Source organism: Roseomonas genomospecies 6 (assembly GCF_008365375.1).
GTDB lineage: Bacteria > Pseudomonadota > Alphaproteobacteria > Azospirillales > Azospirillaceae > Azospirillum.
Map to the genome: position 1 here is coordinate 105,980 of NZ_QOKW01000018.1, position 14,768 is coordinate 120,747.

Sequence of the window (14,768 nt, forward strand, 5' to 3'; positions counted from 1 at the left end):
GCCTGCCCGACGGACTCATGAAAGAAGGCCCTTTGCATCCGCTTGCGCCACGCTCTGCGGCTCGGCCTTCCATGCCGAAAAAGCGAAAGGGCATGAAGCGCATAAAAATGGACCTGCCGATCGCTCGGCAGGTCCACGAAACAACACACAGGTGCTTATCAGACGGCGAAGTTGCTGGCGGTCAGGTTGGTGACGCCGGCGACCGTGATCTGCGTGCCGTCCGACAGCGACAGGACGGAGTTGCCGCCGGTGACCGTGACCTTCGACGCGACCTGGGCCGCGGTGAGGCCGTAGCCCTGAACCGCGATGAGGTCGGTGCCGGCCTTGAAGTCGCCGATGACGTGCTTGCCGCCGCCGAAGACGGTGCTGAACACGAAGATGTCGTTGCCGTTGCCGCCGAACAGCGTGTCGTTGCCGACGCCGCCGATGATCGTGTCGTTGCCGGCGAAGCCGCCGATGACGGCCTTGCCCGACTTCGCGGTGCTGCCGATCAGCAGGTCGTTGCCCGCACCGCCGGCGATGGTGGTGTTGCCCGAGCCGCCGAAGATCGTGTTGTTGCCCGCCGCCGAAGCGATGGTGGTGTTGCCCTGGCCGCCGGCGATCAGGTTGTTGCCGCCGGTAACCAGAAGCTGGGCGTTGCCCGTGCCGGCACCGATGGTGGCGTTGCCGCCCGCCGCGAAGACGGTGTCGTTACCAGCCGCGAAGATCTGGTTGTTGCCGCCGATCGCGTGGATCTGGTTGTCGCCCGCACCGGCGGTCAGCACGTTGTTGCCGGCCGCGGCCACGACGGTGTCGGAGCCCGTGCCGCCGAGGATGGTGGCCGAACCGCCCGCCACGGTGCTGGTGCCCAGGAGCTGGCCGCCGGCGCCGCCGATCAGGGTCTGGCCGGTGCCGGTGCCGGCCTGCAGCACGGTGCCGGCGGCGTCGTTGGCGACGAGGACGTTGTTGCTGCCCGTGCCGCCCAGCAGGGTGGCAGCGGTGTTGGTGTTCAGGACCAGCGCGGTGTTGCTGTCGCCGACCAGGCTCAGCGTCTTCGTCGGCGGCAGGACGTCGTCGGCGATCAGAAGCGCCTTCGTGTCCTTGGTCGTCGCGACGAGGCTGGTGTTCTTGAGAACCGCGCCCGCCAGAGTGGAAGCGGTAGAAACGTTATTGGAGATACCACCGGTGATCGTGCTCGACGTCGTCATATTTTTGAACCCCCGCCAAAGTGTCTAAAACTTTGCGCCTTATGGCATGCCTTGCGCTCGATACCATTGGTAATCCCTTTTTGCAAGTGCGGAATGGAAACGACCGATGGAATAACCACCTATGAGAAAGCAATCCGAACGGTGGATGCGCTCCGTCGATAATGTTTCACTTTGGTAATGGACGCTTGGGTTGCGCCGGCCCTTCTGGAAAGCTGGGGCCTCTCCCAAATCCGTACCGTGCCCGGCACAGGCGGGTGGATTTGTTCGCCTTATTTGGTGAAAATGGCGGGAGACCGGTTTCGCGCTACGCTTCGAGCGTTCCGGGAGCGGTGTCGCGCCCCGCGGGGCCGTCCAGCGTTCCCTGTTTGCAGCACCGCAGCCGCCGTGCCATTGTCCGAAGAAACACCACCCGCGGCCATGCGTATCCTGCTGCTTTCCCGCTACGGCCCTCGGGGCCCCAGCAGCCGTCTCCGGCACTACCAGTTCCTTCCGGCACTGGCTGAAGCGGGGATGTCGGTCGCCGTTGCGCCCCTGCTGCCCGATTCCTACCTGGAGGCCCTCTACGCCGGGCGGATGCGCCCGGTGCGCAGCATCGGGGCTGCCTACGCGGCGCGTGTCCGCCAGATGGCCGGGGCGCGGAACTTCGATCTGCTGTGGATCGAGAAGGAGCTGCTTCCCTGGTTCCCCTACGGGGCGGAACGCTGGATTCTGGAGTCGCTCCCCCCTTATGTCGTCGATTTCGACGACGCCTGGTTCCATCACTACGACCGCAGCCGCTGGTCCCTGGTGCGCCGGCTGCTGGGAAGCAAGCTGGACCGGGTGATGCGGCACGCGGCCCTGGTGACCGTGGGGAACGACTATCTGGCCGACAGGGCCGAGTCGACCGGCGCCCCCTCGATCGCGATCCTTCCGACCGTGGTCGACATCACCCGCTATCCCATCGGGCCGGAACGGACCGGTACGCTGCCGGCGGTGGGCTGGATCGGCTCCCCCATCACCGACCACTACCTGAATCTGGTCGGGGAACCGCTGCGGCGGATGGTGACGGGAAACGAGATCCGGCTTTGCCTGGTGGGCGCGACCCCCGGCATTCTGGGCGATCTTTCCGCCGACCGCCACGTCTGGCGGGAGGATACGGAGACGCAGCACATCGCGGCGTTCGACATCGGCATCATGCCGCTGGCCGACACCCCGTGGGAGCGCGGCAAGTGCGGCTACAAGCTGATCCAGTACATGGCCTGCGGCAAGCCGGTGGTGGCGTCCCCGGTCGGCGTCAACCGGGACATCGTGGAGCATGGCGTCAACGGCTTCCTGGCCGAGACCCCGGAGGAATGGACCAACGCGCTGCGCCGCCTTGCCGCCGATCCCGATCTGCGCCGGCGGCTGGGCGCGGCGGGCCGCGCCAAGGTGGAGCGGCATTACTCCCTGGAAGGCACCGCCCCGCGTCTGATCGAACTGCTGCGCGCCGCGGCGTCGCCCCCCGTGTCCTGATTCGGACGGCCGGGGACGGGGACGGTTTCGGATTGCGCCGGGCTTCACGCCGGGACTAGAACGCCGGGGTCCTTTCCACGCTGGAATCCGTCTCGCATGACCATGGCCGCAAGCGCTCCACAAGTTCCGACCGGTCTGGCCGGCCTGTTCACGACCCCCTGGCACCACCGTGCCCTGCTGCGCCGCCTCGTCCGTCGGGAGATCGAATCCCGCTACCGGGGATCGCTGCTTGGGGTGGTCTGGGCGCTCCTGACCCCGATCCTCATGCTGGCCGTCTTCACCTTCGTCTTCTCGGTGGTGTTCCAGGCCCGCTGGGGCGGTTCGACCGGCGGAAAGGGGGAGTTCGCCCTGATCCTGTTCGCCGGGCTGATCGTCTTCAACATGTTCTCCGAGGCGCTGAACCGGTCACCCAGCCTGGTGCTGGAAAACCCCTCCTATGTGAAGAAGGTGGTCTTCCCGCTGGAGGTCCTGCCGTGGGTGATGGTTCTGTCCAGCCTGTTCCAGGTCGCCATCAGCCTGGGCATCCTGCTGCTCTTCCACCTGGCGGTGATCGGGCTGCCGCCGCTGTCGGTGCTGTTCCTGCCGTTGGTGTGGCTGCCCCTTCTGCTTCTCTGTCTGGGCACCGGGTTCCTGTTCGGCGCGCTCGGGGTCTACCTGCGCGACCTGCGTTCGATCACGCCGGTGGCGAGCCAGCTCCTGATGTTCCTCAGCCCGCTGTTCTACCCGGCGAGCGCGCTGCCGGAGAGCTTCCGCGGGCTGCTCCACCTCAACCCGCTGACCGGCATCATCGAGAACACGCGCACGGTGCTGTTCGCGGGCACGCCGCCGGACTGGACCATGCTGGGCGTCCAGATCCTGGCGGGGCTGCTCTTCGCGGCCCTCAGCCTCCGGCTGTTCCGCCATCTGCGGACCGGATTCGCCGACATCGTGTGATGCCGGACCCCGCCGTCAGATGCCCGCCGTCAGATGCCCGCCGTCAGACGCCCGCCGTCAGCCCCCAGCCGTCAGCCCCCAGCCGTCAGATGGCGTCCGGCGCGGCGGGTGGGGGCTTCGACCAGACGATGGGCAACCGCGGCCAGCACCAGGCTCAGCGCCACCACCACGACCAGCAGGCCCAGGCTCGGCCACACCCCATGCCCCCCGAGGCCCAGGGCCGCCGCCGCCGTCGCGGCGACGTAGATCACCGGCGGGTGGAAAAGGTACAGGCTGTAGGACACCAGCCCGACGAAGCGCATCGCCCCGTGCCTGAGAAACCCGGTTTCGGCCCGGCCAAGGACGACCAGCATCACGGCCGCCGATACGGCGATGTTCACCAGCAGGCTCCAGCGCTCCGAAGGAATGAACAGCCTCTCGCAGACCATGGCCGCGATGGCGGCGAGGATCACGGCCCCCTGGTGGCGCACGATGACCAGGGACCGGTTCTGGGCCAGAACGGCGCCGACCTGGAAACACACGACGTAGGACAGGCTCAGCGAGGGAAAGGCCGCCATCGACAGGGCGAGCGTGACGAGCAGCAGGGCGTACCGGCTGGCGCTTCCGAGATGCCGGCCATCGAAATATCGGCTGACGAGCAGGCTGAACGGGATGAAGAGGGAGCCGATGGCCTCGACATACATCGTCCAGGTCACCGGATTTGCCTTGAATGCCGCCAGCACGACGTTCTCCGCGACGTCCCGCAAGCCGATTCCCGCCGAGAAGACGGCGTTGAACCAGTCGGAAAAAACGGTCTTGTCGGCCGGCGGACCCCCGATCGCCAGAAGCGCCCACATCAGCAGGATCGACGCCCACATTGGCGGAAAGAGCCGGAAGGCGCGCCGGACCAGATACTTCCCGAACGCTAGGGGGGCGTCGGCCAGCGACCGGGTCAGCACATAGCCGCTCAGCACGAAGAAGAAGACCACCGCGGTGCCGGGGTTGAACAGCGCGCCGATGAGCGACAGCACCAGGGTCGACGGCGGCTGGCTGCTCAGCGGCACCCCCCAATAGGCGGAAATCCCATCCACCGAAAAGATCGCCGAGGCGTGCGCGAGCACGACGGCGATGGCAGCCAGGCCACGCAGGCTTTCCAGCTCCACGCTGTAGAATCGGTTGCCCGGCGGTGCTCCGGCCGCCGCGGTCATGGGTTGATCGCCAGGGACACGCTGTCCATCGGGATGCCGAACAGGCCCTGTGCCACGGTCGACCATTGAACATGGAATTCCAGGGCGTCGTACATCCAATGATGCTGGATGTACAGGTCCGACGTCCCGTTCGCGATGGCCAGATTGGTGGTGTAGGTGCCGCCCAGCAGGTAAGGGAAATGGAAGCGGAAGCCGGCGCGGAAGCGGTCGCCGGCATTCACCGGCGGGATGACGAGGTCGGTCTTGGTCGTGTCCCAGGCGAACATCGTCTGGCCCAGCCGGTCCTTGACGCCGAAGCCGACGATCAGGCTGTCCAGCGTCTGCTGGGCCTCGGCCTCGATGCACAGGGTCACGAGGTCGCCGCCGTTGACCATGGATACGGGGGTGCCCCGGGCGTCCTCGATCCACGCCTGGAGAATCTTGGCCCCGCCCTCGCCGGAGGACAGCACGTCGCGGCGGAAGACGGTCTGCACCTGGGCGTCGAGCGTCTGCACCAGCGCCGTCCCGCCGTCCGCGCCGCCTTGGGCCACGACCACCTCCGCCTCGACGGCGGCGGCTTTCGCCTCCGCTTCCGCCGTCTCGGCCACCTCGGCCTCTGCGGCCTTCAGGCTCTCCAGGAATGCCTGGGCCGTTATGTGCTGCTGGGGACCGGCCATCCAGGCCTTGTAATGGTGCGCCACCTCGCGCGGCACGCCGTCCGCCACGACCGTTCCGCCGCTCAGCCACACCGCGCGGTCGCACAGGGCGGTGATGGCGCCGATGTCGTGGGACACGAACAGCAGCGTCCCGCGCTCGCGGAACTCGCGGATGAAGCGGGTGCATTTCTGGGTGAAGGCGATGTCGCCGACCGACAGGATCTCGTCGACGATCAGGATCTCGGCGTCCACATGGGCGGCGACGGCGAAGGCCAGGCGCGCCTGCATGCCGCTCGAATAGGTGCGCACCGGCTGGTGGATGAAATCGCCGATGTCGGCGAAGGCGACGATGGCCTCGCGCCGCTCGGCGATCTGCTCCTCCGTCAGGCCGAGCACCGAGGCCGACAGGGCGATGTTCTCCATCCCGGTGAACTCGGGGTTGAAGCTGGTGCCCAGTTCCAGCAGCGGGGCGATGCGCCCGCGCACGTCCATGCTGCCGCCGGTCGGCTGAAGGACGCCGCTGATGACTTGCAGCAGAGTCGATTTGCCGGCCCCGTTGCGCCCGATCAGCGCCACGGACTCCCCGCGGCGGATCGTCAGGTCGATGTCCTTGAGCGCCCAGAACTCGCGATAGAACTGCCGGCGGCCGCGCATCAGGAACTGGAGCAGGCGGTCCTGCGGCCGGGCGTAGATATGATAGCATTTGCCGACACCGGAAACCCGGATCGACACGTCGCCGCCGGGCGGCATGTCCTGAAGGGGAATCGCGTCGTTCATTTGGATGTGGCCACCAGTTTGTCTTCCATGCCCGGCCGGACCCGGCGGATCAGTTGGACGGCACCGTCCCACCCCACGTCTTCCGACACGAACTCCACCGTCTTGCTGTAGATGCCGACCGAACTGCTGTCCACGATGATGATCCCCTCCTCGTGCGCGCGGCGGATGACCCGGTCCAGATGAGCGGGGAACGCCGTCAGGTTCCGTCCCGGGTGGCTGGTGACGGACAGGCCGCGCGTCGCGCTGTCGTGGAGGGACGCCAGGTTGGCGGCGATGCCGCCCGTGATGCACAGCGCCAGAACCGCCGTCAGGGGCTTGGGAAAAGCCGGCAGGACGCGGGGGCAGGACAGGATCACGAAAAGGCCGACCAGCAGAAGGGGCGGCATGAAGTAGCGCGGGAAACCGTCGCCCACCCAGGCTCCCCACAGGAAGCCGACGGCGATGCCCGTTCCCCACACGGCGAACACGCAGGCCAGGAACCGCTCCACCAGGACCCGCCGGGCGGCAAAGGCCAGGAGAATTCCCACCGTCACGGCGATCAGCGCCCAGAGCGGATAGACGAACGGCAGGTTGCGCATGAACTGCGCGACCGCGGTGTTGTGCAGCCGGGAAATCCGGTCCATCAGGGAGAAGCCGTAAAGATATTCCTGCGCGGATACCCCAAGGCAGAAGAGCACGCCGAGTGCGCCGCCGGCGATCAGCCCGGCGGCCGTCCGGTGCATCCGCCGCACGGCCTGGGCATCCTCCGCGCCGGGCAGGAGCGCGCGCGCCACGGCGACGGCGATCCAGACCGTCACGGTGGCCGCCACCAGCGTGGCGGCCCATTCGTGCTTGCCGAGCGCGGCGACGAAGCCGGCCAGGAGCGCGGCGGTGAAGGGCCGGCTCCGGCCTTCGGGGCGCACGCCGGCGATCCAGGCCGCCACCCCGATCAGGAAGACGCCGACGCTGCCGTCGATCTGCGGCTGGACCGACGCGCCGACGGCCAGCGGTGTGGTCAGGACATAGCCGGCGATCAGGATGGGAACCGCCGCCGCGATCCCGCCCAGCCCCGCCGCGCCGGCCAGGGCGGCGTGGAGCAGGACCGCGCTTCCGATCGCGAACAGCACCAGGAACGGCAGCCGCGCCGCCACGTTCACGCCCTCCGGCGAGGTCTGGGGCACCAGCCCGGACAGGCCGGTCCCCCGCACCACGCGGTCGAGCAGCAGGTAAGGGACGATGTTGCGCTCGAAGCTGGCGAAGAGGTCGGTCCCATCAATGCGGCCGATCAGGATGCGGGGCAGCCCGTTGTCCGTCCGGCTCGACACCGGCTCGTCCCCCAGGACGAGCGCGGCGTGGCTGCCCTCCTCGCCGATCAGGGGATTGGCCAGGAAGGGCAGCCGCGCCGCGAGGACGGTCAGAACCACCAGAACGAACAGGGCGAGCGGGACGAGGCGCAGGCGCCCGCCGCTGCGGGAGACGGCACGGGCCGAAGAGGAGGCGATCGTCTCATCCATGGTGGGGGCCTGCCGGAACGGTTGCAGGGAATGAGCGGCCGGGCGGGAGGAGCGTCATGGATGACGCATCCGGAAGACCGTCAGGGGAGAGCCGCCGCCAAGGGCGGCGACGGCGTCGCCGTTGCGGCGCGCCTCCTCCAGGAAGAGTCCGTGGAAGCGGTTGCTCCATTCCGGGGCGCTGGGGTCGGGCGGGGATTGGGACATCAGATAATCGGCGGCGCGCAACCGTTGCACCGAGCCTTCCGGCGTGATGCCGCGGACGATGTCGTACACCAGCGTGTCCAGCCGCTGGGACCGCACGGCCGGGTCCACGGCGAGCTGCTGCGCCAGTAGAAGGCTTTCGATGTTGAGGCCGCCGGCGTCGCTGCCGATCAGCACCCGCGGCGGCGCGTTCCGGGGGATGTCCTGCGCGGCGTGGTCGGCGGCGACCGCGGCCAGGGCATCGCGCGACTGCATCACGAAACGCAGCTCGAGGCTGCCGGCGGCCGGCAGGGCCAGCACGGCGCAGAGCGCCACCCCGACCGGGGCGGCCAGCCGCCAGCCCGCCGCATCGCCCCGCCCGGTGCCCAACCCGGTGCCCCAGGCGAAGGAGGCCAGCACCCAGGGCAGCGCGAACCAGAAGGGCAGGTAGAAGCGCGGGTCACGGTTCGGGCTCGCCGAGACGAGCAGGAAATAACCCAGCAGAACGGCCAGCAGATACAGGGGCGCCACGGCGTCCCGCGGGCGGCGGACCGTCATGAAGACCGCCATCAGGGCCAGCAGGGCCAGCGGCACCGCGCCGGTCCCGGTGCCCAGGATCTGGTCGCGGACCAGGGCGCCGAAGGCCATCCCGCTGTCGTAGAACTGCGCGACGTTGCCGAAGGAGGAGCCGGCCGCGTGCGCCACGTAGTTCTTCATGTAGCGCAGGATCACCAGGGCGGCGGGCAGCGACACCATGGCCGCCGCCGCGGCGCGCAGCAGCAGGGCCGCCGGCCCGTGGCGCCGCACGGTCAGGACGGCCAGAACCGGGAACACCGCCAGGATGAAGACGCCGTAGGTCAGCTTGCCCAGCACACCGAGTGAGGCCAGGACGCCCCAGAGGGCGCCGCGGGCGATGTGGCCGCGCCAGGACGACGGCGCCGGGCTCTGCCCCATCTCCAGCGGCAGGAGCATCAGCGTCGCCGCCACGGTGAGGGCGAACAGGGTGTCCACGAAGATCAGCCCGCCCACCGCCAGCGTGTGCGGGACGAGCGCGCAGGCCAGCCCGCCCAGGACGATGGCCGCCAGCGGCAGCCGGGCCGCCTGGGCCATCCAGGCCATCAGCACGGCGATCCCCAGGGACAGCGCGGCCAGCACGACCGGCATCAGCATCAGCAGTTCGGCGCGCCCCTGGATGTCCCCGGCGAACAGCAGGAGGAAGGCCAGGATGGGCGACTTCACCATTTCCTGCAGGCACAGGTCGAGGGCGGGCAGATCCAGCGCGAAGGCCGCACGGTTCACGCAGGCGGCGCGGTGCAGGAAATACAGCTCGTCCCAGTTCGGGGCGTGCGGGCTGTAGCGCAGGACAGCGGGCACCGCGCCGGCCAGCAGCGCGGCGAGGGCGGTCAGGGCCGCCAGGGCGGCGGCAGCCCGATTTTCCAGGATGCCCTGCCGGATGCCGCCCGGACGCCCATGCAACGGGGCCCACCGGGTGGCGCTCGGTGTGGAAACGGACACGGTGTCGGTCATGATCTCACAAATGGCGGAAGCACCCGGACGGGCGACGCAAGCCATCATGATCCGGGAAGCGATGTCAAGCCGTCCGGGTCATATGGCCGGATCATGGAGGCCGGATCATGAAGGAAGCCGCGGGGCGGGGCCGCCCGCCTCAGGGGTGAACGGCGACCGCGACGGTCTGGTCCGGCGGGAACGGCGGCGCGCTCCGGAATCCGGCCAGCAGGCGGTCGAGCCCGACGGCCTCGGCATGGTCGTCCCCGATCGCCTCCAGGTCGCGGTCGACCAGGATGCGGCGCAGGACGGGCAGGGCGGCGGCGGGTAGCCGGGCCACGGGCCGGTAACGCCACAGCCGGTAGCAGGCCACCCCCGCCTCGAAGACCGACAGGCCGAGCAGGGCGGCCAGGCGCTCCATGTCCGCGGGCAGGGTGCCCTGCAGGTTCTGCCGCCGGAGCCGCAGGTTGACGGCGCCGCTCGCCCGCCGCTGCTGGGCCGAATGCAGCCCGGAGACGGAGCCGGAGGAGGCCGTGTAGTCGAACAGCAGCTCCTCCACCATGGCCGGCTTGAAGAAGCGCAGCCACAGGCTCCACAGCGTGTAGTCCTCGCAGTGGGAGAAGGCCGGGTCGTGCGGATAGCCGCCGAGCAGCCGGTAGACGTCGCGCCGGGCGACCACGCTGCCGTGCGGGAAGGGGCAGCCGACCTCCAGCGAGAAGCGCATGATCTCGCCCCAGCCGTCCTTGCGCAGATGGGTGTCCAGCGCGCGCCCCTCGGCGTCGACGACGGTCATCCCGGTGGCCACGATGGTCAGGTCGGGATCGGCGCGGAAGCGCTCGAACTGGCGGGCGATCTTGCCGGGGCACCAGCGGTCGTCGCCGTCCATCCGTGCAATGTAGGGGTGGCTGGCCAGGGCGAGGCCGCGGTTCAGCGTGTGGACCAGCCCGCTGTTGCGCTCGTTCCGCTCCCAGCGGATCTCGGGCCGGTCCGGCAGATGGCCGCTGCGCACGAGGTCGGCGACCGGCATCGGACTGCCGTCGTCGATCACCAGGATCTCCAGCGGTCCGGGATAATCCTGCTCCAGGACCGATGCGATGGCGCGGTCGAGCAGCGCCACCTCCGTCACCGAGGCGCCGCGCATGAAGACGGGCAGCAGGACGCTGGTGCCCATGCCGATGCCGACCCCGGCTTCCGTGCCGTTCGCCTTGCCCTGGCCGCTCATGGCCTGCGGTTCCTTCATGGTCATGCCGCGATCGTGTCCCGCCCTTCGGCGAAACGGGCCTGGGCGTCGATCATCATCCCGATCTCCGTGGGGGCGAGGGGCGGGCGGGCGGCGAAGTCGAAATCGAGGACGGAGCGGTGGAAGGCGTCGATGCCCATCCGCGCCGCCGTCTGGGCGCAGCGCGCCCGCAGCCTGCGGTCGGCGGCCTCGAACAGTTCGGGCATCCGGCGGACCGTGGTGTTGCCGTCGCCGAACATGCGGAACTCTGACACCGTCTCGGGCAGCATGTGGAAGCGGGCGCCGCCGCCCAGAAGCTGGATCAGCAGGTCCCAGTCCTCCAGATACTCCAGCGTCTCGTCGAAGCGTGCCCCGGTGGCCGCGAGCGTCGCCGTGCGCACCGCGTAGGTGTTGATCGGGATGAAGTTGCCGCCGAGCAGGACCGCCGCGGGCAGCGGGTGATAGGCCTCCTCCGCCGGCTGCCAAGGCACCCGCTTGTTGCCGACGGCGTAGACGACGTCCGCCCCGCCATGGACCATCGCCCCGGCCATCCGCTCGGAGGCGAGGGGGTAGAGGATGTCGTCGTCGTCGACGAACATGACGTAGCCGAAGCGGTCGGGATGGGCCAGGGCGTGCTCGATCCCGACATTGGCCGGATAGCCGCGCCGCCGTCCGGGCTGGCTGGCCGCCAGGCACAGGGTGCCGGGCGCCGCGTCGTCGCACCAGGCGCGCACCCGCGCGGCCAGGGCCTCGTCGCCATGGACGACCACCGCGGGGGTCATCGGCAGGGGCTGTTCGGCGATCGAGCGCACCGTCTCCCGCAGCAGGTCCAGCCGCGTGCCCCGCGTGCGCACCACCGCCATGCCGCGCAGGGGGTCCCCGGCGCCGCTCCGGGCCGGGGCCAGGGCCAGGGCCAGGGACGCCGCGGGCGCCGGGTGGGCGGCGGGCCGGACGAGGCGGCGCAGGACATGCCGCTGGATGCGCCGGTGGGTTTCCATCTGGCGGACGTGGCGCGACAGCGACTGGGTGCCGCCGTGCCAGCGGTAGAAGTACAGCGGCTCCGGAACGATCAGGATCGGCTCGTCGAGCATCATCCGCAGGACGAACTCGAAGTCCTGGCAGCCGTCGAAGCGGGCATCGAGCGGGCCGTGGTCGGCGAAGGCGTCGCGCCGCACCGCCTTCAGGTGGCCGGCGAGCATGCCCTGCTCCAGCATCCGCTGCGGCGGCGCGTCGTGCCGGCGGAAGCGGATGACCGTCCCGTCCTCGGCGATGTCCGCCATCGAGGAGGAGATGTAGCGGCACTTCGGGAAGCGCGCAGCGTAATGCCGCAGCACCTCCACCGCCTCGCGCCGGATCAGGTCGTCGCAGTCGAGGAACAGCACCCAGTCCAGGCGGCTGCGCCCGATGGCCAGATTCAACCCGGCGGAAATCGACCCCGCCTTGCCGGTCGGCACGACGGTCACGCGGTCGCGGATCGCCGGGGGCACCCGCTCCAGCAGGGCGGCGTCGGCGATGTCCGGGTCGTCGTTGGCGATCACCCACTCGACGGCGACGCCCGGCGCGCGGGCCTCGGTGTGGGCGACCAGCTCCGCCACCGAGCGGGCGCAGTCCTCGAAGAAGCCGAGATGGCGGAAGAAGGGCGTGACAATGGAGAATCCCGCGTCGGGCCGCGTGGCCGGGGTCGCGGCGGCCGGAGCGGCGGCGGCGAAGCGCTGGTGGAAGCGGTCGAGCGGCCCGAAGCGCAGGTACGGATCGGGATTCGGGGAAAGGTCGTCCGGCATCTCGCCGAACAGGCCGAGGATGCGTTGCGTCCCCTCCTCGTAGCGGGCGTCCGGCCCCGCGCGGTCCGTGGCAGCGGGCGGCGTCCAGAAGCGCTCTCCGGCCTCCAGCTCGCGGCTGCCGTACCAGCCGGGGTTCAGCCAGCCGCGGATCTCCGCTTCGAACGCTTCACCGCCCATGAAGGCGGCGGGGATGGCGGACGGAGCGGCGGCGGAAGCCGGCGCCGGCGCCGGCGGGGGCGCCGGCGCCGCGACGGTGCCGTTCCGAGCCGGAACGGCGGCCCCCCCGGCCGCCCCCCCGGCCGCCGTCGCGGGCGCGCCGAACTTGCTGCGCAGCAGGACGGACAGCTCGTGGTACCGGCGGTCGTAGATCAGCCCGGCGACGTAGCGCAAACGCAGGCGCAGCCCCGCATGCGCCCAGCCGAGCGCGCGGTCGGCGGCGGTCAGCCCGAGGAAGGCCCCTTTCAGCAGGGCCCGGCGCACGAGCCACTTCGGCGTCCCCAGCATCGCCTGGAAGCGGGCGGCCTCAAGCTCGGCCCCCAGGGCGTCGCGCTGCCGGACCATCTCGACGGCCTGCCGCTCCAGGGCGCCGCCCAGTTCCGCGACCCGGCGCTCCCGGTCGTGAAGGGTCTCCCGCAGCTCCTCGCTCCGCGCCACCTCGGCGGCGAAGGAGGCGTTCAGCTCCTCCGTCCAGGCCTTCTGGGCGGCCAGCGATTCGGTCAGCGCCCCGATCCGCTCCTGCAGCTCTCCGGCCCACGCCTTCCCCTCGGCGACCGCCTGTTCGAGGGCGGCGGCGTGCACCTTCTCCCAATGCAGGGCGGCCAGTCCCTCGCCGCGCTCCCGCCGGGCGCGCAACCCGCGCCGCAGCACCGCGCCGGGGGAATCGCCCATGGCCGGGTCCGGAGGATTCCCATCGTCGAAACGCTCCCAGAAGGCCCGCTCGCCCCAGGGATCGTAGGGCACCAGCCGCTCCGTCCGGATGTCGGGGACCGCCACCCGCTGGCCGTCCGGCGCGAGAAGAGAGGCCATGCGCGAGAAGCTGCTGTTGGCGATGCCCAGATGCCCGGCGCGGCGCAGAACCTCGAAGTCGATCAGGTGGGCCGGCAGATCGGCATCGCCGGCGGAAACGTCGGCAGCGGAAACATTAGCCGCGGTCAGCGGCTCGAACTCGGCGAAGGCCGGCAGGACGCCCGCCGGATCGTCGGTGGCCACGAAGACGACCGGCTCGGGCGATCCGGCCCCGGCCAGGGCGGCCAGCCGTTCGCGAAGCCACGCCACGTACCAGCCCTCGGGGATCGGGCGGTACCAGCCCAGACCCTCGCGATGCAGCCGCACATAGTCGCCGCGGCGGACATGGACGGCCAGCAGCGGGCGCCGCCCGCCCTCCGTCACGCGGTCGGTCCAGCGGTCCAGCGGGGAGGACAGATCCGCCCGCAGCCGGAACAGGCGGCGCAGGAAGGCGCGGTGCTGCCGCCAGCTTTCCGGCAGCTCCTGGAAATAGCCCCAGAAATCGACGCCGGCGGGCGGCGCGTCGAGCGCCCACAGAATGCGGTCGTCTCCGTCGAAGTCGTAGAAGCGGATTTCCGGAAGGGCGTCGGGGTCGGGCCGGTTGTCGGACAGCCCGAACAGCGCCTCCCCGTCCCAGGCGGGCACCTGGATGGGCGCCCCGGCGCGCAGGCCGTAGAGGCGCAGGAAGGCGTACTGGAACATCTGGTTGGCGAAGCGCCCGTTGCTGCCGAGCGAGGTCATCGCGACGGCGGCGCCCTCATCCGCCCCGGCGTCGGCGGGGTCGGGAAGGACGGCGGAGCGCACGAACAGGCGCCCGGGTCCGGCCCCGCGCAGCGGGACGAAGCCCCGGTCGAACAGGAACGGCGCCAGAGGCGTCCCCGTCTCCCCCTCCGCCGCCGGGGGCAGGGCGATCACATCGAGCGGCTCCAGGCCGCCCGCGGCGCCGAGCCCGAACAAGACCTCCGCGCCGCCGGCCATCAGGGCGTTGGCGTCCGCGGCGCGCAGCCGGTCCGCCCATTCCTCCGGAGCCCCGTCGAGCCGCAACGGGTCCTGTCCGCGGGGAACGACAGCCTCCGCGCCGTCGCGGAAACCGGCCTCGGGCGGATGGGCTTCGGGCAGATCGGCCAGGGCCAGGCCGCGAACGGGGATTCCGCTCCGGATTGCGCGGCCGACGATGTCAAACATGGAAGAAAACTCCGAAAACCGGGCGCACGGCGAGCGGCGGCGGATAGTAACGGCGGCCAGACACGGACGCAAGCCGCGCCCCGACCGCCCGGCGGGCCGGAACCGGGGGTCCGGCGCGGCGGGATTCGTCCGATGGGGCACCACGGTTTCCCCCGAATCCCGGCGCGGCGACCGCCGGAGACGCCTTTG

9 protein-coding genes are annotated in these 14,768 nt (G+C 70.4%); 2 read left to right on the forward strand and 7 right to left on the reverse strand.

What is annotated here, in order from left to right; translation table 11 throughout:
• Window positions 1–158 precede the first annotated feature (158 nt).
• The gene (locus tag DS843_RS20790) at window positions 159–1,187 is read right to left on the reverse strand and encodes a calcium-binding protein (protein ID WP_149470747.1); all 1,029 of its coding nucleotides are present in this window, start codon (window positions 1,185–1,187) and stop codon (window positions 159–161) included.
• A 510-nt stretch (window positions 1,188–1,697) separates the two neighbouring features.
• Here DS843_RS20790 and DS843_RS20795 point away from each other — a divergent pair.
• Together DS843_RS20795 and DS843_RS20800 are read left to right on the forward strand one after the other, a co-directional pair.
• On the forward strand, window positions 1,698–2,678 hold the full coding sequence (locus tag DS843_RS20795; protein ID WP_286192226.1) for a glycosyltransferase family 4 protein: 981 nt from the start codon (window positions 1,698–1,700) through the stop codon (window positions 2,676–2,678).
• Between the two features lie 96 nt (window positions 2,679–2,774).
• Entirely contained in the window at window positions 2,775–3,611 is an 837-nt protein-coding gene (locus DS843_RS20800) for an ABC transporter permease (protein WP_149470749.1), read from the forward strand.
• Between the two features lie 71 nt (window positions 3,612–3,682).
• On the opposite strand, the gene DS843_RS20805 is transcribed toward DS843_RS20800, so the two are convergent.
• The 6 genes from DS843_RS20805 to DS843_RS20830 all read right to left on the reverse strand — a co-directional run bounded on the left by DS843_RS20805 (window position 3,683) and on the right by DS843_RS20830 (window position 14,579).
• Entirely contained in the window at window positions 3,683–4,798 is a 1,116-nt protein-coding gene (locus DS843_RS20805; protein WP_167525387.1) for an acyltransferase family protein, read from the reverse strand.
• Window positions 4,795–6,210, reverse strand: coding sequence for an ABC transporter ATP-binding protein (locus tag DS843_RS20810; RefSeq protein ID WP_208852284.1), 1,416 nt, complete (start codon window positions 6,208–6,210; stop codon window positions 4,795–4,797). The genes DS843_RS20805 and DS843_RS20810 overlap by 4 nt, the downstream gene beginning before the upstream one ends.
• On the reverse strand, window positions 6,207–7,703 hold the full coding sequence (locus tag DS843_RS20815; RefSeq protein ID WP_149470751.1) for a hypothetical protein: 1,497 nt from the start codon (window positions 7,701–7,703) through the stop codon (window positions 6,207–6,209). The genes DS843_RS20810 and DS843_RS20815 overlap by 4 nt, the downstream gene beginning before the upstream one ends.
• Window positions 7,704–7,757: 54 nt before the next feature.
• Complete coding sequence (locus DS843_RS20820; RefSeq protein ID WP_149470752.1) at window positions 7,758–9,410, reverse strand: hypothetical protein; 1,653 nt, start codon at window positions 9,408–9,410, stop codon at window positions 7,758–7,760.
• A gap of 139 nt (window positions 9,411–9,549) precedes the next feature.
• Window positions 9,550–10,635 (reverse strand): glycosyltransferase family 2 protein, encoded by a 1,086-nt coding sequence (locus DS843_RS20825; protein ID WP_149470753.1) that lies wholly within the window; start codon window positions 10,633–10,635, stop codon window positions 9,550–9,552.
• Complete coding sequence (locus tag DS843_RS20830; RefSeq protein WP_149470754.1) at window positions 10,632–14,579, reverse strand: glycosyltransferase; 3,948 nt, start codon at window positions 14,577–14,579, stop codon at window positions 10,632–10,634. The genes DS843_RS20825 and DS843_RS20830 overlap by 4 nt, the downstream gene beginning before the upstream one ends.
• Between the last annotated feature and the right edge of the window lie 189 nt (window positions 14,580–14,768).

Excerpts from the sequence above, each read along its gene's own strand:
- DS843_RS20790 (WP_149470747.1), bottom strand. The coding sequence starts at position 1,187 with ATGACGACGTCGAGCACGATCACCGGTGGTATCTCCAATAACGTTTCT.
- DS843_RS20795 (WP_286192226.1), top strand. The coding sequence starts at position 1,698 with ATGTCGGTCGCCGTTGCGCCCCTGCTGCCCGATTCCTACCTGGAGGCC.
- DS843_RS20800 (WP_149470749.1), top strand. The coding sequence starts at position 2,775 with ATGACCATGGCCGCAAGCGCTCCACAAGTTCCGACCGGTCTGGCCGGC.
- DS843_RS20805 (WP_167525387.1), bottom strand. The coding sequence starts at position 4,798 with ATGACCGCGGCGGCCGGAGCACCGCCGGGCAACCGATTCTACAGCGTG.
- DS843_RS20810 (WP_208852284.1), bottom strand. The coding sequence starts at position 6,210 with ATGAACGACGCGATTCCCCTTCAGGACATGCCGCCCGGCGGCGACGTG.
- DS843_RS20815 (WP_149470751.1), bottom strand. The coding sequence starts at position 7,703 with ATGGATGAGACGATCGCCTCCTCTTCGGCCCGTGCCGTCTCCCGCAGC.
- DS843_RS20820 (WP_149470752.1), bottom strand. The coding sequence starts at position 9,410 with ATGACCGACACCGTGTCCGTTTCCACACCGAGCGCCACCCGGTGGGCC.
- DS843_RS20825 (WP_149470753.1), bottom strand. The coding sequence starts at position 10,635 with ATGACCATGAAGGAACCGCAGGCCATGAGCGGCCAGGGCAAGGCGAAC.
- DS843_RS20830 (WP_149470754.1), bottom strand. The coding sequence starts at position 14,579 with ATGTTTGACATCGTCGGCCGCGCAATCCGGAGCGGAATCCCCGTTCGC.